The organism is Pseudomonas syringae group sp. 243L2, from assembly GCF_032587875.1.
GTDB lineage: Bacteria > Pseudomonadota > Gammaproteobacteria > Pseudomonadales > Pseudomonadaceae > Aquipseudomonas > Aquipseudomonas amygdali.
Map to the genome: position 1 here is coordinate 287,392 of NZ_JAWHPL010000040.1, position 19,473 is coordinate 306,864.

Below are 19,473 nucleotides of genomic sequence, written 5' to 3' on the forward strand. Positions count from 1 at the left end.
AATCAACCTTTTCGGCGGGGCCGGCGCTAGAATGCGCGGACCATTGACGACAAAGGGACAAGGTTATCATGTGCAAGGTAAATCGACTGATATTGACCGGCCTGTTGGCATTTTGTCCTTTGCTCGCAGTTTCAGCAGAGGACCCACCTTCGGCTGCACCGGACGTTACTATCCGCACCGACGGGGACAAAACCATTCAGGAATACCGCCAGAACGGCTTTCTGTATGCTGTAAAGATTACCCCCAAGCACGGCAAGCCCTATTTTCTGGTGCGATCCGATGGTACAAGTCCCAATTTTATCCGTTCGGACCAACCGGACATGCTGATCCCGGAGTGGAAAATATTCGAATGGTAGCCACCTACATTCACTTTAATTGCTGGCAGTTCTGATATGTCCGTTTTTACCCCGTTGGCCCGGCCCGAGCTGGAAGCATTTCTCGCCCCTTACGGGCTCGGCCGTTTGCTTGACTATCAGGGCATTGCCGCCGGTAGCGAAAACACCAACTACTTCATCAGTCTGGAGCAGGGCGAATTCGTTCTGACGCTGGTCGAACGCGGCCCGGTGCAGGAGATGCCATTCTTCATCGAGCTGCTCGACGTGCTGCACGATGCCGATTTGCCGGTGCCGTACGCATTGCGCACCACCGACGGTGAGGCCCTGCGGCAATTGGCGGACAAACCGGCGCTTCTGCAGCCACGTTTGCCAGGCAAGCACATCAGCGAGCCCAATACCCAGCACTGCGTGCAGATTGGCGAGCTGTTGGCCAACCTGCATCTGGCGACCCGTGAGCAGTTGCTGGAGCGCAAGACCGATCGAGGTCTGGACTGGATGCTGAGTGAGGGGCGCAATTTTCTGTCGCATCTGGGCGAAACCCAGCGAGCCTTGCTGGAAAAGAGCCTTCAAGAGATCGAAGACTTCAAGCCACAGATCATGGCGTTGCCGCGCGCCAACCTGCACGCGGACCTGTTTCGTGACAACGTGTTGTTTGAAGGCACGCACCTGACCGGGCTGATCGACTTCTATAACGCCTGTTCCGGTCCGATGCTCTACGACCTGGCGATTGCCCTCAATGACTGGTGCTCGCGTGAAAACGGCCAGCTCGATGCCGTCCGTGCTCGTGCGCTGCTGGGGGCTTATGCAGGTTTGCGACCATTCACTGCGGCGGAGTCGAAGCTCTGGACGACCATGTTGCGCATCGCCTGCGTGCGTTTCTGGCTGTCACGCCTGATCGCCGCCGAAACCTTCGCCGGTCAGGACGTGCTGATTCATGATCCCGCGGAGTTCGAGCGCCGTCTGGCTGAGCGCCAGGAAGCGCACATAGCCTTGCCGTTTGCGCTCTGAGACCAGACCTGTCTCCGCGCGTCTGAACCAGTCGGACGGTTGACTCTCGTTCCCATGCTCCGCGTGGGAATGCAGTGCGTGACGCTCCGCGTCGCAAGAGGACGCGAAGCGTCCAGACCGGCATGCCCACGCGGAGCATGGGCACGATAGTGTTATCCCTGACGACTATCGTTCCTCACGCTCCAGCGTGGGAATGCAGTTCGTGACGCTCAGCGTCACACAGCAGTGCTGCGATGTGGGCGGTGGCAGTCAGAGACTGCTCAGGCAACCTGCCAGGTCATCAGCCAGCTTCTGCAATACCTGCTCGTAACCCTGCGCGGTGGCCGGGGTGTAGCCGCCCAGTCCATCCAGCTCCGCCAGCTTGACCGGCAGGCCTGCGCTCAAGGTTTCAGCCAGACGCGGGCGCAGTGGTGGTTCACTGAATACACAGGTTTTGCCCGCAGCCTTCAGGCGTTCACGCATGGCGGCGACATGCTGCGCGCCGGGCTGGATCTCGGCGGCGATGGCGAATACCCCGGCGTGTTTGAGCCCATAGGCCTCTTCGAAATAATCGAAGGCCTCGTGGAAGACGAAGTAAGGCTTGCCTGCCACTGCACTGACCCGACCCTTGATACGAGCATCCAGCGCGTCAAGGCGTTTGCTGAATGCGGCAGCGTTACTCGCATAACGAGCTGCATTGGCAGGGTCGGCAGCGCTCAGGTCAGTGGCCATTTTTGCGGCGATCACCCGCGCGTTGACGGTCGACAGCCACAGGTGTGAATCCAGGCTGCCGGGCCGGTGATCATGATCATGTTCGTCTGAATCGTTGTCGTGATCATGTTCGTGGTCATCATGCGAGGCATTGTCTTCGCCAAAGTGACGCAAGTGCATGCCCGGCAGCGTCTGTACGGCAACTTCAGGCAGTTTGCGGCCCTGAAGGACGCGCGGCAGGAAGGTTTCCATGTCCGGGCCGATCCAGTAGAGCAACTCTACTTCCTGTACACGCCGTACGTCGGATGGACGCAGCGCGTAGTTATGCGGTGAGGCACCCGGTGGCAGAAGCACTTCCGGTGTACCAACGCCATCCTGCACAGCCGCTGCAATCAGCTGCAATGGCTTGATACTGGTCAGCACCCGGACCTCGGCCTGAACAGGAGAAATGACCAGCAGACTGACCCACAAAACAGCAACAAGATTTAAAAGACGGCGCACTCGAATCACTCATATAAGCCAGGAACAGGTAACATAATAACGTCTCTAGCCAATATCGTCGCTGCTCATGCCCAATACTCCCCTGGCCAGTCGCCCCCATGACCACTCTCACTGCGTGCATTCGGCCCTCGCTGAAGCCGATGCGCTGTGCGCCAAACAGGGTCTGCGCCTGACCACCTTGCGCCGTCGCGTGCTGGAACTGGTCTGGCAGAGCCACAAGCCGCTGGGTGCCTACGACATCCTCGCGGTGTTGAGTGATGAAGACGGTCGCCGCGCTGCGCCGCCAACCGTTTATCGTGCACTGGATTTCCTGCTGGAAAACGGTCTGGTGCACCGCATCGCCTCACTCAACGCGTTCACCGGCTGCAATCACCCCACTCATGCGCATCAGGGGCAGTTTCTGATTTGCCGCCTGTGTCACGCGGCGATCGAGCTGCAGCACCCGGCCATCAGCAATGCCGTCATCGATGCCGCTGCAGGCGTTGGCTTCGCGGTCGAAGGCCAGACGGTCGAGATTGTGGGTGTATGCGCCGGCTGCAAGGCGGCTTGATGACGGATGCATTGATACGTCTGGAGCAGGTCGCTGTAACGCTGTCCGGGCAAAGCGTTCTGGACAACATCCAGTTGAGCGTAAAGCCGGGCGAAATCGTTACGCTGATCGGCCCTAACGGCGCTGGCAAAACCACGCTGGTGCGTGCAGTGCTGGGGCTGCTCAAGCCCGACTCCGGAACCGTCTGGCGCAAGCCGAAGCTGCGTGTCGGTTACATGCCGCAAAAACTGCATGTGGATCAGACGCTGCCGCTGTCGGTGCTGCGCTTTTTGCGTCTGGTGCCCGGTGTGGACCGCATGGCTGCAGAGTCTGCCCTGGAAGAAGTCGGGGCCGAGAAGGTCATCGATAGCCCGATTCAAGGTATTTCCGGTGGCGAGATGCAGCGCGTTCTGCTGGCCCGAGCCTTGTTGCGCAAGCCTGAATTGCTGGTGCTCGATGAGCCGGTGCAGGGTGTCGACGTGGCAGGTCAGGCCGAGCTGTACGGCCTTATTACCCGGTTGCGCGACCGCCACCAGTGCGGCGTGCTGATGGTGTCTCATGATTTGCATCTGGTCATGAGCACGACCGATCAGGTGGTCTGTCTGAACCGCCATGTTTGCTGCTCCGGGCATCCCGAGCAGGTCAGCCATGATCCGGCGTTTGTCGAGCTGTTCGGCAAAAATGCGCAAAGCCTGGCGATCTATCACCACCATCACGACCACGCCCACGATCTGCATGGCGCTGTGGTGAATGATGCACCGGCGACTTCCTCACATACTCACACTCATGTTCACGGAGACCACTGCAAGCATGGCTGATTTTTTACTGTATGCCTTGCTCGCAGGCGTTGCTCTGGCTGTCGTCGCCGGCCCGCTGGGGTCGTTCGTGGTCTGGCGGCGCATGGCGTACTTCGGCGATACGCTTTCCCACGCAGCATTGCTCGGTGTGGCGCTTGGCTTCCTGCTGGATATCAGCCCGACCATTGCAGTGACGGTCGGCTGCCTGCTGCTGGCGGTGCTGCTGGTCACGCTGCAACAGCGCCAGCCGCTGGCCTCGGACACACTGCTGGGGATCCTCGCACCGAGCACGCTGTCGCTCGGCCTGGTGGTGCTCAGCTTCATGCATGAAGTGCGTATCGACCTGATGGCTTATCTGTTTGGCGACCTGCTTGCCATCAGCCCGGCTGATCTGACCTGGATCCTGGGCGGCAGCGCGCTGGTGCTGGTATTGATTGTTGCGCTGTGGCGCCCGCTGCTGGCAATCACCGTGCATGAAGAGCTGGCGCGGGTCGAAGGTCTGCCCGTCGCGGCATTGCGCATGGCGCTGATGCTGCTGATCGCCGTGGTAATCGCTGTGGCGATGAAGATCGTCGGCGTTCTGCTGATCACGTCGCTGCTGATCATTCCCGCCGCTGCGGCGCAGCGTCACGCCCGCTCGCCGGAGCAGATGGCGCTGGGTGCAAGTCTGTTAGGCGTGATAGCCGTGTGTGTCGGGCTATCATTGTCATGGTTCAAGGACACCCCGGCAGGACCGTCTATAGTGGTATCCGCTGCAGCGTTGTTTTTGCTCAGCTTTGTTCTACCCAGGCGAGCGGTGTAGACTTGCTCGTTTTTTGCGCAAACTAGAGAATCGCAGGAATGAAGCCGTTCGCCCCACGCTATCTGCTGCTTGTCGCATTTTCCATCCTGCTGGGTGCCTGCCAGAGTGCGCCCACTGCCGAGACGCCTGCCTCCGACGTTCAGCCTGACGCGTTCGCTCAGCTTGAGCAGAACATCGTCAGCAATGAGCTGGCGACGGCCGAGGATCAACTGGCCGCATTGCAGGCCGCCAATCCTGCCGATATCCGCCTCGAGCCTTTTCAGCGTCGTCTGGCCGAAGCCTATCTGAGTCGCAGCCAGATCAGCCTGCAGAAGGGTGATATGAATGCGGCGGCCAACGCACTCACTCGTGCGCGCGCGCTGATGCCCAAGGCACCGGCACTGACCAGTGGTGTCAACGGCGCTATTGCTCATGCGCGCAAGGCCGAGCTGGAGAAAGCCGAAGCTGATTTGAAGGCGGCCGAAGCCAGAAGGGTTGCCAAGCTCATCGATCCGTCGGCAGAAAGCACGACAATTGTACTCAAGATCGGCGATATGCGTGCATTGCGTCGTCAACTGGACGATATCGCAGCGGATACCGTAGCGTTCAACTGTGAAGTGCTGCTGGTGGTGCCGCGCACCGAAGACTATCCGTGGCTGGCCACGTTGCTGACCAAACGGGTGGTCAAGGCCAATCCGGATTTCGAGCTGCAATTGCGTCGCCAGATCGAGCGCAATGAAAAAGCGCAGATCATCCTGACGCCAGCGAAGTCCTGAGTCGATCCTTCAAAGCGGACGCAGAGCGTCCAGAACTGCATTCCCACGCGGAACGTGAGGAACGAGAAGTGTTGGGGAGTCTATGTGGGGGGGCGAGAAGGTTCAGAAAGGCGCTCCCACGCCGGAGCGCGGGAGCGATCTAGCACGTCAGATCAAGCCGGAACGGCCTTGGCTTTCACTTCACGATCCCATACACGGTGCTGAGCAATCGCGTTGAAGAACGCTTTGAACGATTTGCTATCGGATACCTCCAGCAGGCCCGCATCTTCTTCCAGGCGTAGCAGGCTCAACAGCTCCTTGGCCTCCCCGGCAAAGGAGATAGCCTTGAGGTGCTTGTAGGCTTCCAGGATGAAGTGCAGTGCCACGCCGTCGCCTTTCAGCGCTTCGATCGAAGCCTTGCCACCCGGCACGAAGACTGCGTCGAACGCTACCGAAGGCAGGCCTTCAGCCGATGCGTCCACTGGCAGGCTCTGGCCGTCAGCGGTCTTGACCGGTGCGGAGGTCGGGCCCAATACCTTGGCGTGTGCACCTTCGGCAGTCAGTGCAGCTTTCATGGCTTCGACCGCTTTGCCGTCCACGCCGTCTGCCACAAGAATGGCAACCTTGCGTGAAACGATATCGCCAGAAAGCAGGTTGACCTGGCTCAGCGCCGGCGACTCTTTTACCGAAGTCTGGCGCACTGGCACGGTCCCGGCAGTCGGTGCTGGCAAGCCCAGATTGGCGGCTACGCGGCTGGCCAGTTCCAGGTCGATATTGGCCAGAATCTCGTCGACCTGACGGGCACGAATGTACTCGCGCTCGACCTTGCCCAACTCGAAGCTATAGGCCGCGATGATGTGCTCTTTCTCGTGATGGCTCATGCTCTGGAAGAACAGGGTGGCCTGCGAGAAGTGGTCGCCAAACGATTCGCTGCGCTCACGAACCTTGTGCGCTTCAACGCGCTCAGGGTAGGTCTCGAAGCCGCCATCTACCGGGCCGGCAGGGGTTTCTTTCGGCCAGCCGCCATCGATCGAGTTCGGCTCGTAAGAAGCGCGGCCCTTGTCGATGGTGGTGCGGTGCTGCGCATCGCGCTGACCGTTATGGTTAGGCGCAATCGGACGGTTGATCGGGATCTCGTGGAAGTTCGGCCCACCCAGACGGCTGATCTGCGTGTCGGTGTAGGAGAACAGGCGACCTTGCAGCAGCGGGTCATTGGAGAAGTCGATACCTGGCACGATGTGGCCCGGGCAGAAGGCAACCTGCTCGGTCTCGGCGAAATAATTGTCCGGGTTACGGTTCAAGACCATCTTGCCCAGCGGAGTGACCGGTACCAGTTCTTCGGGAATGATCTTGGTCGGATCGAGCAGGTCGAAGTCGAACTTGTGCTCGTCTTCCTCGGCAACGATCTGCACGCCCAGTTCCCATTCCGGGTAGTCGCCCATCTCGATGGATTCCCACAGGTCGCGGCGGTGGAAATCGGTGTCCTTGCCAGCGAGCTTCTGCGCTTCGTCCCAGACCAGCGAGCACACGCCGAACTTGGGCTTCCAGTGAAACTTCACGAAGCTCGACTTACCTTCGGTGTTGATAAAGCGGAAGGTGTGGATACCAAAGCCCTGCATGGTGCGCAGGCTTTTCGGAATGGCACGGTCGGACATGGTCCACAGCACCATGTGTGCAGATTCCGGCACCAGCGAAACGAAGTCCCAGAAGGTGTCGTGAGCCGAGCCCCCGGTCGGGATTTCGTTATGCGGCTCTGGTTTTACCGCGTGCACGAAGTCAGGAAACTTGATGGCGTCCTGAATGAAAAAGATCGGCATGTTGTTGCCGACCAGATCGAAGTTGCCTTCTTCGGTGTAGAGCTTGACCGCAAAGCCACGCACGTCGCGCACGGTATCGCCCGAGCCGCGCGGGCCCTGAACGGTAGAGAAGCGCACGAACACCGGGGTCTTCTTGCCCGGATCACGCAGGAAGCCTGCTTTACTCAGCGCGCCATGGTCTTCATAGGTCTGGAAATAACCATGTGCCGCGGTGCCGCGGGCGTGAACGATACGCTCCGGAATACGCTCATGGTCAAAGTGCGTGATCTTTTCACGCATGATGAAGTCTTCGAGCAGCGATGGGCCGCGGCTGCCGACTTTCAGTGTGTTCTGGTTATCGGAAATCTTGACACCGTGATTGGTGCGCAGTGCCTGCTGGGTCGCGTCCGAGCGGAACTGCTCAAGGCTTTCCAGCTTGTCGTTGGTATTGCCACGGTCCAGGGTGTCGGTACCTGCCAATTCGCTCTTGGGCGTTGCGGTTACAGGTGGTGCGTTCTTGCTAGCCATCAGAGACTCCTTATCTCGCCCCAATCATTGAGTTGGGTTCGCTGAATACGACTTCCCTGGCGTAAGCGGGAAATCACGGTATCCAAGAAGTGACCGAGGCCTAAAACAGCCGTTCCCTTTATTTGTCGCACATCTTTACCAACGGTCGCGTTATGCCCGTTGCGCAGGGCAGCCTGCAAATAAATGCTAAGCACAGCGGGCCGGACAGGCTAAAATGCGCGCCCGGCTTTACCCGGCCGAGGTAACGAAGCAGGTGGCGTCCTGCCACTGCGCTGATTTTTTAACGCGCCCCACAAGGTTCGCTCCGTGATCGAGTTTCATAACGTCCACAAAACCTATCGGGTGGCAGGCAAGGAAATACCGGCCCTGCACCCTACCAGCCTGCGCGTCGACGGCGGCCAGGTGTTCGGCATCATCGGCCATTCCGGCGCTGGCAAAAGTACCTTGCTGCGCCTGATCAACCGTCTGGAGACCCCGAGCGGTGGACAGATCGTGGTTGACGGTGAAGACGTCACGGCGCTTGATGCCAATGGCCTGCGCCGCTTCCGCCAACAAGTCGGGATGATCTTCCAGCACTTCAATCTGCTGGCCTCCAAAACCGTGGCCGACAATGTTGCGATGCCGCTGACGCTGGCGGGTGACATGCCCCGCAAGCAGATCGACCAGCGCGTGGCTGAGCTGTTGGAGCGGGTTGGATTGTCCGATCATGCGAAAAAATACCCGGCGCAATTGTCCGGCGGCCAAAAGCAGCGCGTCGGCATCGCCCGCGCCCTGGCCACCAAGCCGAAAATCCTGCTGTGCGATGAAGCCACCAGCGCGCTGGACCCGCAGACCACTGCGTCGGTTTTGCAATTGTTGGCCGAGATCAATCGCGAACTGAAGCTGACCATCGTGCTCATCACCCATGAAATGGACGTGATTCGTCGCGTCTGTGACCAGGTGGCGGTCATGGACGCTGGCGTGATTGTCGAGCAAGGCAAGGTCGCCGATGTGTTTCTGCATCCGCAGCACCCGACGACCAAGCGTTTTGTGCAGGAAGATGACCAGATCGATGAAAATGAACAGCGTGACGATTTCGCTCATGTTCAAGGCCGTATCGTGCGCCTGACCTTTCAGGGCGATGCGACGTATGCGCCTCTGCTGGGCACCGTGGCCCGCGAAACCGGCGTCGACTACAGCATCCTTGCCGGACGCATCGACCGCATCAAGGACACCCCTTACGGGCAGTTGACGCTGGCCATCACCGGCGGCGATATGGACGCTGCTTTTGCGCGCTTCACCGCCGCCGACGTTCATATGGAGGTGCTGCGCTGATGGACGCTTTTCTGAACCTGTTTTCCAATGTCGACTGGTACGAGATCTGGGTCGCCACCGGCGACACGTTGATCATGCTCGGTGTTTCGCTGGGCTTCACCATCCTGCTTGGCCTGCCGCTGGGTGTGCTGATGTTCCTCACTTCGCCGCGGCAGTTGCTGGAACACAAGCAGCTGTACGCCACGGTCGGGTTGATTGTGAACATGCTGCGTGCGTTGCCGTTCATCATCCTGCTGATCGTGATGATGCCGCTCACCGAAATCATTACCGGCACGTCACTGGGCATTCTCGGCACGTTGCCGCCGCTGATCGCTGGCGCCACGCCGTTCTTTGCGCGTCTGGTAGAGACAGCATTGCGCGAAGTGGATCGCGGCATCATCGAAGCCACGCAGGCCATGGGCGCGACGACTCGGCAGATCATCGTCAAGGCGCTGCTGCCTGAAGCGCGCCCCGGCATTCTGGCTGCAATCACTGTTACCGCCATTGCGCTGGTGTCGTTCACCGCCATGGCCGGTGCCGTGGGTGCTGGCGGGCTGGGCGATCTGGCCATCCGATATGGTTATCAACGCTTCCAGAACGATGTGATGTTCGTGACGGTCGTATTGTTGCTGGTGCTGGTGCAGATTCTGCAAACCATCGGCGACAGACTGGTCGCGCATTTCACACATCGTTGATCGAACCGTTGGTATCGGCCCGCCTGTGCGGGCCCAAAGGAGTTGTTGCATGAAAAAACTATTGGCCATATTCGCCGCTGTTACTGCCTTGTCCGCGCAGGCCAACGAAACCCTGACCGTCGCGGCCTCTGCCGTGCCGCACGCCGAGATTCTCGAGTTCGTCAAACCGACGCTGGCCAAAGAAGGCGTGGACTTGAACATCAAGGTGTTCAACGACTACATCCAGCCGAACGTACAGGTGTCGCAGAACCGTATGGACGCGAACTTCTTCCAGCACCAGCCGTATCTGGATGAGTTCAACAAGGGCAAGGGCACAGATCTGGTCGCAGTGGCCAAGGTTCACGTAGAGCCGTTCGGCGCGTACTCGGACAAGTTCAAGACGATGGAAGAACTGCCCAACGGTGCCAACGTCGCCCTGCCAAACGACGCCACCAATGAAGGCCGTGCCTTGCTGCTGCTGGCCAAGGCAGGTCTGATTACCTTGAAGGATCCGACCAATATCCTGTCCAAGCCTTCGGATGTCGTGAATAACCCGAAAGACCTCAAGTTCCGTGAGCTGGAAGCAGCTACGTTGCCGCGCGTACTGACTCAGGTCGATCTGGCGCTGATCAATACCAATTATGCCTTGAGCGCCAAGCTTGAGCCGACCAAGGACGCACTGATCATCGAAGGTGCCGATTCGCCATACGCGAACATTCTGGTTGCCCGCCCGGACAACAAGGATTCAGACGCGATGAAAAAGCTGGTAGCGGCCCTGCAGAGTCCTGAAGTGAAAACCTTCCTGGCCGAGAAATACAAAGGCGCTGTGGTTCCGGCGTTCTGATCTGATCGCACCTTGTGGTTCTCGAGCCTATGCTCTGTGTCCCTTGCGACGCAGAGCATTGGGGGCTGCATTCCCGCGCCAGACACAACCCTACCGCGTGGTAGCGCCCTTCAGGACGCTCCGCGTCCTCGGCGACTTCGTGTCAGTGCACTGACTAATCCCTCTCCAGCAACCCAGGCAATTGCTTCACCAGCTTCTGGTTGTTCAGCGGCGCGCGGATAAAGCCTCGCTGGGTGCCGTCCGGCCCGATCAAAGCCAGGTTGCCGCTGTGGTCGACAAAGTAGTTCGGTTTTCTGGTATCGGCCGGAATGAACGGGATGCTCACTGCGTTGGCCAGCTTCTGGATATCAGCGACAGGTGCCGTGAGGCCGATGTACTGCTTGTCGAAATAACCCAGGTATTGCTTGAGCTGCTGCGGCGTGTCGCGGTCAGGGTCGACGCTGACTAGCACCACACGCATGCGCTCGACCACCTTTTCAGGCAGCTCGGTCCTGATCTGCTTTATCTGCGCCAGGGTAGTGGGGCAGATGTCCGGGCAGAAGGTGTAGCCGAAAAACATCAGCGTCCATTTGCCTTTCAAGCCATCAAGGGCCACCGCTGCGCCGTTCTGGTCCGACATGCTCAAGGCTGGCAACGGGCGACTTTTCGGTAGCAGCACAATACCTGCATCGTTAAGTGCCGCCTGATCCTCTGACCCGCTGCCCGGCAGCAACTGGCTGAGGATCACGCCCAGAACGAGGGCAACAATGGCGGCAGCGATAAAAACTGTTTTCTGGGTACGGGTGGTCATGGCATCAACGCGAGTAGTGATCGGCATGCGGCCAGGGATGATGGCCTATATGGCTTCGAGCGCCTAGGGCGCAGTGACATCGAACAGCGTATAGGCCAGCGTCAGGCGTTTCACCTCTGCGGGCAGGTCGCGATCAACGATGAAGCGCACGGGCATCTCGATACGCTCACCCGGCTGTAAGGTCTGTTGGGTGAAGCAGAAACATTCGGTCTTGTGAAACCACTCTGCCGCCTTCCCCGGCGAAATGCCCGGTACAGCCTGGGCTTTCATCGGTTTGTCAGTAGGGTTCTGCGCCACGAAAATCATCTCGTTGACCGCACCAGGGTTGATTTGCATCTGGCTGGCGCGCGGGTAGAACGCCCAGACCATCCCGGCAGAGTTTGTCGCGGTGAACTGCACCTCGATCTGCCGCGAAGCGTCCTGGTCGCGGTTTCTGTCATACCCGGTCAGCAAAGCATAGAGCGACGGCAATGCAAATCCGCAGATGAACATGATCACCAGCAAACAGATCAAACGCAGAGCAAGCCGCTTGGATAAAAGAGGCTGAGTCATGCCGGGCTCACTTTTTATGTCAGACAGCGTGTCGAAAGGGCTGCGGGCGGCTTCAGAGTAGCCTGCTTACATCAGCGTAAGGTGCCGTATTTATGCGCCAATGTAGGCAAATGGTCAGAAACTGAGCAAAAAGCGCTTTGATATAGCCAATGCATATAAATGCGTTTCGGTTATAGCAAAAATGTCTTAGGCATTTAGTTAACCGAGCTAACGTATGACTTTCCATAACCGAACCACGGGGTTTAATGCCCTCAGGAGTCCCCACTGCCATGAACACCGCCGCATTGCGCGAGCAGATACAACTAGCCCATCAACATGAAGCCGAGACCGGCCACTTGCTGCAACAGTTGGAACAAAAGCTCCCACATCTTCATCCCGCCATTCACCTCCCGGATGTCGACGCGAAGGACGTGTTGACGCGTTTCGTCACTGCTTACATCGACTTGGTCCCCGACCTGCTGGACGCTGCTCACGAGGTCGCCGTAGAAGCCGGTATCGAAGGGCAGATTAAACCGGTACTGAAAATCGCAGAGCATTTTTTCGCAGCACCCCCTTCCATCATGGACGGACATGAAGGGCTGGAAAGCCTGCTGGACGAGGCCTATCTGGCACACAGACTGGTCGAGGAGGTGAACGATCTGTACATCAAGCATTTTGGTCAGCCGCTGATACCGTCAAATACCACGGTTGCCAGCGTGATTGCCCACCAGTTGATCGGCGAGCAATTTGCCAACCAGCTGGACGAGGCGGTTCACCATGCCGTCGACAAGCTGCTTGATGATGAAAGTTTCGCGCTGGACTCTGTCGAGGCCTACCGCGAAAAACTGACCAGTCCTGATACAGGTGCAGCGTGGAAGCGCTGGCCAAGCCTGTCACGACAATTGGGTATCGGCCTAGAGCTGGAACGCTCCGTCATCTGATTCAGAGGCCCGAATCAATGTCTTCGCCCGCAATGGAAGGAGCCGGATATCGCTCCGCTGCTACGCGAAGACCCATCCGGCTCCTATCGTCATTCCAGGCTTCAGCCCCAACGCTTTGACTATCAGGCGGCGCCCGAGCCTATACCCGTTGTTGTGTAGATCCGCCCTTCAAGACGACGCTTCAACCCATGCGGCTCAATGAGCAGTCGGGTGCCGTGAGCGGCATTGGAACGTCCCCACTCTTCCAGCAGTTCCAGGCACGAGTGGTCTATGTAGGACAGATTGCCCAGCGGCACATGCACGGTACTGCCCTGCGGGATGGTGCCCAGAGCCTGAGTCAGCGCAGGCACCTTGAGGAACGTCGCGGCACCGACCAGACGCAGCTCGAATTCCTTCTCGCCCGCCAGTTCGACCACGTTGATCTTCAGGCGCGAAGCCTTGAACGCCAGCTTCACCAGGGTCAGACCGAACCCGACCAGTACACCGGTCAGCAGGTCGGTGAAGATGATCGCCACGGCAGTCGCCGCATACGTGAACATCGGCATCCGGCCATAGCGGCCCAGACCACGAAATGCCTTCAGATCGACCAGCTTCAGGCCGGTGTAGACCAGCACACCAGCCAGACTCGCGACCGGAATGCTCTGCAGTACGCTCGACAGCAGCAACACGAACGCCAGCAGCCACAGACCGTGGAAGATCGTCGAGAAGCGCGTGGTGGCACCGGCCTGGACATTGGCCGAGCTGCGCACGATAACGCCAGTCATCGGCAATGCACCGAGCACGCCGCAGAGCATATTGCCCACGCCTTGCGCGCTGAGTTCCTTGTCGAAGTCCGAACGCTGGCCACTGTGCATGCGGTCAACCGCCGAGGCGGAAAGCAGGGTTTCGGCACTGGCAATGAATGCTACGACGATAGCGGCAACCAGAATGGCCGGGTCGGCCAGATTCATCAGGTCGGTCGGACGCAGCCAGTCGATGGCGTCGGCCAGGTTGTCAGGCACTTCGACACGCTTGACCTGCAAGGCCATGAACAGGCTGATGCCGGTTGCGATACCCACGCCCAGCAGCGCGCCGGGTACGAAGCGCAAAGACTGCGGACGAAGTTTTTCCCAGCCCCACATGATCAGCATGGTGCCCAGGCCGAGCATACCGGCCTGCATGCCGGTGCCTGGTCCGAAGGCCTGGATCAGTGTGGAAGGGAAGGCGATCAGATTGTCCAGCCCGGAAGGTTTGGGACCGCTGTCGAACATCACGTGTGCCTGTGACAGTACGATCAACACGCCGATACCGGCGAGCATGCCATAGACCACCGCAGGTGCCGTGACCCGGAACCAGCAGCCAAGCTTGAATCGACCTGCCAGCAACTGAAGCAACCCGGCGAGTACCAGAATAGGACCCAGCATAGCCATGCCGTGCTCGCGTACCACTTCAAAAACCAGTACTGCCAGACCGGCTGCGGGACCGCTGACCTGCAACGGCGAACCGGCTATCCAGCCGACTATCAGCCCGCCCACGATGCCGGTGATCAGACCTTTGGCCGGAGGCATGCCGGATGCAATGGCGATCCCCATGCACAGCGGCAGGGCGACCAGAAACACGACCACGGAAGCGAGCAGCTCCCGTGGTAAAGCGGTTTTCAATGCTGTAATACCCATGACGCTTCTCCGGGATTCTTCAGACGAGGCAAGACGGGCGACGCGCATCCTGCGCAGCCGCCATCAGCTGATATAGAAGGGCTTGCCGTCAGTCGGACTGGTGATCAGTCGGCTGAAAAGCGTGCTTTCGGTGAAGCCATCGGCGTCGGTCCCGAACCGTCGAGCGGTATGAAACGATCTAGCTCGGCGTCATAAGCCAGGATTTCGCTGGTTTCGATGCTGTAGACCCAGCCATGAATGAACAATTGGCCGCTGGCCATTTTCGCTGCGACCGAAGGGTGGGTACGCAGGTGATGCAACTGGGAAATCACGTTTTCCTGAGTCAGGACCTGCATGGTTTCCAGCTCGCCGCTGCAACTGCAGTTCTGCTCGACCACTGTGCGGGCGACCTCGGCATGCCGCAACCAGGCTTTTACCGTAGGCATCTTGTCCAGGCTGTCAGGGTTGAGCACTGCACGCATGGCGCCGCAGTCGGAATGTCCGCAGACAATGATGTGTTGCACGCCCAGCGCGACAACTGCGTACTCCAGAGCTGTGGACACACCACCGTTCATCTGGCCATACGGAGGCACAACGTTACCGACGTTACGCGTCACGAACAGGTCGCCTGGCGAGCTTTGGGTAATCAGTTCAGGCACGATGCGCGAGTCGGCGCAGGTGATGAACATGGCCCGTGGCGACTGGGCGGTCGCCAGCTTCTTGAACAGTTCTTCCTGCTGGGGGAAGACCTCGTTACGAAAATGTACAAAGCCATCGACAATATGTTTCAACGCTACGTCGGCGCTGTCTGAATGGCTCGATGTGCTGGACGACGTAGCCGAATGCTGTTTACCGATGTCTGTCATGTCTTCATCCTCTCTGACGGATTGATGTGGATTCTTCATGCCTGTTTGACCAGAGCCGGATGTGATCCCTGTAAGTGGTATCACGAACAAATCCCTTGAGCGCTATCGCTGGTGACACTCCGAATTACAGACTAATCGCCCAAGCTTAAGCGAAACTGAATGCGATGGCTCTGGGACGCGGGTTTGCACGATAGTACCAAGTTCGTCACAGCAGTGACATTTGTCCTCCTGGCGGACAAAACGCATCGCAATCGAGTGTGAAGCCACCACGTTTGTTCAATCCAAGCCGTTTGATTGCCAAGGCATAGCGTTGAGCCAGTAGATCAGCAAACGGTCCTTCGCCGCGCATCCGCGAGCCAAACTGACTGTCGTACAGCGCTCCGCCGCGGCTTTGACGAATCAGGCTCATCACATGTTCGGCGCGTTGCGGGTAATGCGTCTTCAGCCATTCGTCGAACAACGGGGCGACCTCCAGCGGCAGGCGCAGCATCACGTAACTTGCGCTTAGCGCGCCTGCCGCTTTCGCCTCGCTCAGCAGCGCCTCCAGTTCGCTGTCATTGATCATCGGAATCATGGGCGCGCACAGCACCCCGACGGGAACGCCCGCCTGACGCAACACCCGAATGGCCCGCAAGCGAGCCTTGGGCGCTGCCGCCCTGGGTTCGAGGATGCATTTGAGCTCGTCATCCAGTGTAGTCAGGCTGATGAATACTGACACCAGCCGAAGTCTGGCCATCTCTGCGAGCAGGTCCAGGTCGCGCAGGATCAGCGAGCCCTTGGTAATGATGCTGACCGGGTGCCGATAGCGCAACAACACCTCAAGCGTGGCGCGAGTGATGCGGTATTCACGTTCGATAGGTTGATACGGGTCGGTATTGGCCCCTAATGTAATGGGCGCACAGCGGTAGCCTGGTTTGGAGAGCTGTTGCTCCAACAGCGCCGCTGCGTTGGTCTTGGCGATCAGCTTTGTTTCGAAATCAAGCCCCGGCGACATGTCCCAGTAGGCATGGCTGGGCCTGGCGAAACAATAGATGCAGCCATGTTCGCAGCCCCGGTAAGGGTTGATCGAGCGATCAAAGGGAATATCCGGCGAGCTGTTGCGGGTAATGATGCTTTTGGCGGTCTCGCTGGTAACCTGAGTGCCTTGGGTCAGTGGCACTTCCTGATACCAGCCGTCGTCCTCGGCCACGGACTGGCTGGGTGCGAAGCGATTATGCGGGTTGCTGGCAGTACCGCGGCCACGAACCGGATAGGGGCTGGACATCTGGCAATACTCAAATACTGTTTATGCATACAGTAAAGCATAAGGCCGTGATCTATCACTATGGCTGGCTTGTAAAACACCGCTCGTCTGACGGGCGGTGCATTGGATTTGTCCCTCGGCAGGTCAGGCATCGCCCTCGTGCGTCAGCTCCAGCACGCGGTCAACCAGCTTGTTAATGCCCGATGCAGCCTCACTGATGCTTTTGGCAACCATGTAGGCGGGCGTGCAGACCAGTTTTCGTGCTTCGTCTTCGACGATGTCATCGACAGCGCATGGCGCGTGACTGCCGCCCATTTTGGTAATGGCCGCAGCGGTATCAGGGTCGTTGCCGATGGTGCAGGTAACGCCGGGACCGTAGATCTTCGCTGCAAGTGCCGGGGTGATGCAGATCAGCCCGACCGGTTTGCCTGCTTCTGCGAACGCCTCTGCGAGTTCCAGCAGCCCGGCTTCCACCTGGCAGGCAGGGCCTTGCAGGGCAAGGTCGGAAAGGTTCTTCGCCGAGCCGAAACCGCCCGGGATGATCAGGGCGTCAAAGTCTTCTGCGTTTGCATCGCGGATGTCCTTCACGTCACCCCGTGCAATGCGCGCAGATTCGATCAGCACATTGCGCGACTCGGGCATTTCCTCGCCAGTCAGGTGGTTGATGACGTGATGCTGGGCGATGTTCGGCGCAAAGCACTGGACCTGCGCACCACGTTGATCCAGACGAAGCAGGGTGAGGACGCTTTCATGGATTTCGGCACCGTCATAGACGCCACAACCGGACAGGATTACAGCCACTTTTTTCTGCATCGATTCGGCTCCTTGTACTTGAGCAATCTAAGGCTTCTTTTAATTCGTCCATTAATTGATCGCTTTATGGGCCGAGTGTTCAGTTGACGCGTTACAGACTACGCAAAAATGCGTGGGGAAGGGTGATGCTCGCAAGGTCAGGCAGCGGCGGCGCACTGCCGCCGAGTGAGGCCTGTCAGCCTGCACTCGGGGAAGGAAACGGAGAAATTACTCGTCTGATTTTTTCGTCAGGTCGACGGGCACGGGGACAGGTGTATCCAGATCGGACGCCGCTGCAGATGCACAGAAGCGGCTCTTTTCTTCACGCTCTTCACGGGCAATACGCGCGTTCTTGATGCGTCGGCGCAGCCACAGACCAAGGCCGAGCAATATCAGCGCACCCAGCACCCAGAGTTCGTATTTCTTGACGTTGCCCAGCAAGCCCTCGAGAACCGCGCCGAAATGGTAGGCCGCCGAACCCAGTGCAGCCGCCCAGACAGCCGCGCCGATACCGTTGAGTAGCAGGTAACGCCCCGGTGGGTAGCCTGACAGGCCGATGGCCACCGGCATGACCGTTCGCAGGCCATACACGAAGCGGAAGCTCAATACCCATATATCCGGGTGCTTGCGCACCAGCCGCAGGGCCTTGTCGCCCATGAGTTGCCAGCGGGGCTTGCGCGCCAGGAGCTTGCGGCCGTGTTTGCGCCCCATGAAATACCACAACTGGTCACCCGCATAGCTGCCGCAGAAGGCAACGAGGATGACGATATTGAGGTCCATGTATCCGCGAAACGCCAGAAAGCCGGCGAGAACCAGAATGGTCTCGCCTTCAAAAAAGGTGCCGAGGAACAGGGCAAAGTAGCCGAATTCGTTCAAGAAATTCTGGAGCATTGTCTGGATGCTGGCGAAATGAACGCGCAGCCTAACGCGCCCAAGACAATGATGAAAGTGTCGATATGTGTCTCGACGTTAAAGATTCTTACAACCACAATGGTTGGATCCTCATAAGGGCCATGACCGCGACGTGCAGTCGCAGGTCGAACCATGACTGTCACACATTGGTCATAATGGCGGCTTATAACTGTCGCGCTTGCCCGCGTAAGCGGGCTCAGGAGTCTCGCCGTGAGCTTTACCCCCGCAAACCGCCTGTTTCCTCTCACTCGTCTGCGCCGTAATCGCCGCGACGACTTTTCCCGTAGGCTGGTGCGTGAAAACGTTGTCACCGTTGATGATCTGATTCTCCCCGTATTCGTCCTCGATGGTGAAAACCGTCGTGAATCCATTGCCTCAATGCCTGGCGTCGAGCGTCTCAGTGTCGATCTGTTGCTTGAGGAAGCCGAGCACTGGGTCGCACTGGGCATTCCAGCGCTGGCCTTGTTCCCGGTAACGCCGGCCGAGAAAAAATCTCTGGACGGCGCTGAAGCCTGGAACCCGGATGGCATTGCGCAACGCGCCACCCGCGCGTTGCGTGACCGTTTCCCGGAGCTGGGCGTCATCACTGATGTGGCGCTGGACCCGTTTACCACCCATGGTCAGGACGGCATCCTTGACGAAGAGGGCTATGTGCAGAACGACATCACTGTCGATGCACTGGTGAAGCAGGCCTTGTCGCACGCCGATGCAGGCGCTCAGGTGATCGCACCTTCGGACATGATGGACGGTCGCATCCAGGCCATCCGTGAGTCGCTGGAGCTGGCCGGGCACGTCAATGTGCGGATCATGGCCTACTCGGCCAAATACGCCAGTGCCTATTACGGCCCGTTCCGTGATGCGGTGGGTTCTTCGCTGAATCTGGGCAAGGCCAACAAGGCGTCCTATCAGATGGACCCGGCCAACAGCAACGAGGCACTGCACGAAGTCGCAGCTGACCTGGCTGAAGGTGCCGACATGGTGATGGTCAAGCCGGGCATGCCTTATCTGGACATCCTGCACAGGGTCAAGGATGAGTTCAAAGTGCCGACCTTTGTCTATCAGGTCAGTGGTGAATACGCGATGCACATGGCAGCAATCCAGAATGGTTGGCTGAGTGAAGGGGTTATTCTCGAGTCCCTCACGGCCTTCAAACGCGCCGGTGCCGACGGCATCCTTACCTACTTCGCTGTTCGCGCCGCTCAACTGTTGAAGGGGCAATAGCCTCACAGGATC

The 19,473-nt window shown here is 58.8% G+C and carries 20 protein-coding genes; 11 read left to right on the plus strand and 9 right to left on the minus strand.

Annotation, left to right across the window (positions count from 1 at the left end; all coding sequences use genetic code 11):
* The first annotated feature begins 68 nt into the window (after window positions 1–68).
* Together RYB66_RS24400 and RYB66_RS24405 are read left to right on the plus strand one after the other, a co-directional pair.
* Entirely contained in the window at window positions 69–356 is a 288-nt protein-coding gene (locus tag RYB66_RS24400) for a DUF2782 domain-containing protein (protein ID WP_004655238.1), read from the plus strand.
* A gap of 36 nt (window positions 357–392) precedes the next feature.
* Window positions 393–1,343 (plus strand): homoserine kinase, encoded by a 951-nt coding sequence (locus RYB66_RS24405; protein WP_316895700.1) that lies wholly within the window; start codon window positions 393–395, stop codon window positions 1,341–1,343.
* Between the two features lie 249 nt (window positions 1,344–1,592).
* Here the strand turns inward: RYB66_RS24405 and znuA are convergent, their stop codons facing one another.
* Window positions 1,593–2,534 (minus strand): zinc ABC transporter substrate-binding protein ZnuA, encoded by a 942-nt coding sequence (gene znuA / locus RYB66_RS24410; RefSeq protein ID WP_316895701.1) that lies wholly within the window; start codon window positions 2,532–2,534, stop codon window positions 1,593–1,595.
* 67 nt (window positions 2,535–2,601) lie between these two features.
* On the opposite strand from znuA, the gene RYB66_RS24415 reads away from it, so the two are divergent.
* Genes RYB66_RS24415 through RYB66_RS24430 form a run of 4 tightly spaced genes read left to right on the plus strand, consistent with a single transcriptional unit; the run spans window position 2,602 to window position 5,417 of the window.
* Window positions 2,602–3,084 carry a Fur family transcriptional regulator gene (locus RYB66_RS24415; protein ID WP_002551451.1) on the plus strand — a complete coding sequence of 161 codons (483 nt, stop codon included), beginning with the start codon at window positions 2,602–2,604 and terminating at the stop codon, window positions 3,082–3,084.
* On the plus strand, window positions 3,084–3,881 hold the full coding sequence (gene znuC, locus RYB66_RS24420) for a zinc ABC transporter ATP-binding protein ZnuC (protein WP_005757620.1): 798 nt from the start codon (window positions 3,084–3,086) through the stop codon (window positions 3,879–3,881). Before RYB66_RS24415 ends, znuC begins: the two co-directional genes overlap by 1 nt.
* On the plus strand, window positions 3,874–4,662 hold the full coding sequence (gene znuB / locus RYB66_RS24425; RefSeq protein WP_005731662.1) for a zinc ABC transporter permease subunit ZnuB: 789 nt from the start codon (window positions 3,874–3,876) through the stop codon (window positions 4,660–4,662). Before znuC ends, znuB begins: the two co-directional genes overlap by 8 nt.
* A gap of 38 nt (window positions 4,663–4,700) precedes the next feature.
* Window positions 4,701–5,417: a PA5502 family lipoprotein gene (locus RYB66_RS24430; RefSeq protein ID WP_316895703.1), complete on the plus strand. Its 717-nt coding sequence runs from the start codon at window positions 4,701–4,703 to the stop codon at window positions 5,415–5,417.
* A gap of 152 nt (window positions 5,418–5,569) precedes the next feature.
* Here the strand turns inward: RYB66_RS24430 and katE are convergent, their stop codons facing one another.
* Window positions 5,570–7,720: a catalase HPII gene (katE, locus tag RYB66_RS24435; RefSeq protein WP_005744805.1), complete on the minus strand. Its 2,151-nt coding sequence runs from the start codon at window positions 7,718–7,720 to the stop codon at window positions 5,570–5,572.
* 306 nt (window positions 7,721–8,026) lie between these two features.
* Here katE and RYB66_RS24440 point away from each other — a divergent pair, with 306 nt between their 5' ends.
* Genes RYB66_RS24440 through RYB66_RS24450 form a run of 3 tightly spaced genes read left to right on the plus strand, consistent with a single transcriptional unit; the run spans window position 8,027 to window position 10,531 of the window.
* Complete coding sequence (locus RYB66_RS24440) at window positions 8,027–9,034, plus strand: methionine ABC transporter ATP-binding protein (RefSeq protein WP_002551540.1); 1,008 nt, start codon at window positions 8,027–8,029, stop codon at window positions 9,032–9,034.
* Window positions 9,034–9,708 (plus strand): methionine ABC transporter permease, encoded by a 675-nt coding sequence (locus RYB66_RS24445; RefSeq protein WP_004666537.1) that lies wholly within the window; start codon window positions 9,034–9,036, stop codon window positions 9,706–9,708. The genes RYB66_RS24440 and RYB66_RS24445 overlap by 1 nt, the downstream gene beginning before the upstream one ends.
* 49 nt (window positions 9,709–9,757) lie before the next feature.
* Window positions 9,758–10,531: a MetQ/NlpA family ABC transporter substrate-binding protein gene (locus tag RYB66_RS24450; protein ID WP_005744804.1), complete on the plus strand. Its 774-nt coding sequence runs from the start codon at window positions 9,758–9,760 to the stop codon at window positions 10,529–10,531.
* A gap of 154 nt (window positions 10,532–10,685) precedes the next feature.
* On the opposite strand, the gene RYB66_RS24455 is transcribed toward RYB66_RS24450, so the two are convergent.
* Both RYB66_RS24455 and RYB66_RS24460 read right to left on the minus strand, forming a co-directional pair.
* Window positions 10,686–11,321 (minus strand): SCO family protein, encoded by a 636-nt coding sequence (locus RYB66_RS24455; protein ID WP_080164849.1) that lies wholly within the window; start codon window positions 11,319–11,321, stop codon window positions 10,686–10,688.
* Window positions 11,322–11,384: 63 nt separating this feature from the next.
* The gene (locus tag RYB66_RS24460) at window positions 11,385–11,873 is read right to left on the minus strand and encodes a cytochrome c oxidase assembly protein (RefSeq protein WP_005778543.1); all 489 of its coding nucleotides are present in this window, start codon (window positions 11,871–11,873) and stop codon (window positions 11,385–11,387) included.
* Between the two features lie 269 nt (window positions 11,874–12,142).
* On the opposite strand from RYB66_RS24460, the gene RYB66_RS24465 reads away from it, so the two are divergent.
* Window positions 12,143–12,793, plus strand: a complete 651-nt coding sequence (locus tag RYB66_RS24465; RefSeq protein WP_002551545.1) for a hypothetical protein — start codon at window positions 12,143–12,145, stop codon at window positions 12,791–12,793.
* Window positions 12,794–12,915: 122 nt separating this feature from the next.
* On the opposite strand, the gene RYB66_RS24470 is transcribed toward RYB66_RS24465, so the two are convergent.
* The 5 genes from RYB66_RS24470 to RYB66_RS24490 form a co-directional block, all read right to left on the minus strand.
* Entirely contained in the window at window positions 12,916–14,448 is a 1,533-nt protein-coding gene (locus RYB66_RS24470) for a SulP family inorganic anion transporter (protein ID WP_004655212.1), read from the minus strand.
* A gap of 104 nt (window positions 14,449–14,552) precedes the next feature.
* The gene (locus RYB66_RS24475; RefSeq protein WP_004655211.1) at window positions 14,553–15,293 is read right to left on the minus strand and encodes a carbonic anhydrase; all 741 of its coding nucleotides are present in this window, start codon (window positions 15,291–15,293) and stop codon (window positions 14,553–14,555) included.
* Between the two features lie 205 nt (window positions 15,294–15,498).
* Window positions 15,499–16,557 (minus strand): PA0069 family radical SAM protein, encoded by a 1,059-nt coding sequence (locus RYB66_RS24480; RefSeq protein ID WP_004655208.1) that lies wholly within the window; start codon window positions 16,555–16,557, stop codon window positions 15,499–15,501.
* Between the two features lie 123 nt (window positions 16,558–16,680).
* On the minus strand, window positions 16,681–17,349 hold the full coding sequence (gene elbB / locus RYB66_RS24485) for an isoprenoid biosynthesis glyoxalase ElbB (protein ID WP_004655205.1): 669 nt from the start codon (window positions 17,347–17,349) through the stop codon (window positions 16,681–16,683).
* 207 nt (window positions 17,350–17,556) lie between these two features.
* Window positions 17,557–18,219, minus strand: a complete 663-nt coding sequence (locus tag RYB66_RS24490; RefSeq protein WP_004655204.1) for a DedA family protein — start codon at window positions 18,217–18,219, stop codon at window positions 17,557–17,559.
* A gap of 231 nt (window positions 18,220–18,450) precedes the next feature.
* Here RYB66_RS24490 and hemB point away from each other — a divergent pair, with 231 nt between their 5' ends.
* Window positions 18,451–19,461: a porphobilinogen synthase gene (hemB, locus tag RYB66_RS24495; RefSeq protein ID WP_004655202.1), complete on the plus strand. Its 1,011-nt coding sequence runs from the start codon at window positions 18,451–18,453 to the stop codon at window positions 19,459–19,461.
* The last annotated feature ends 12 nt before the right edge of the window (window positions 19,462–19,473 follow it).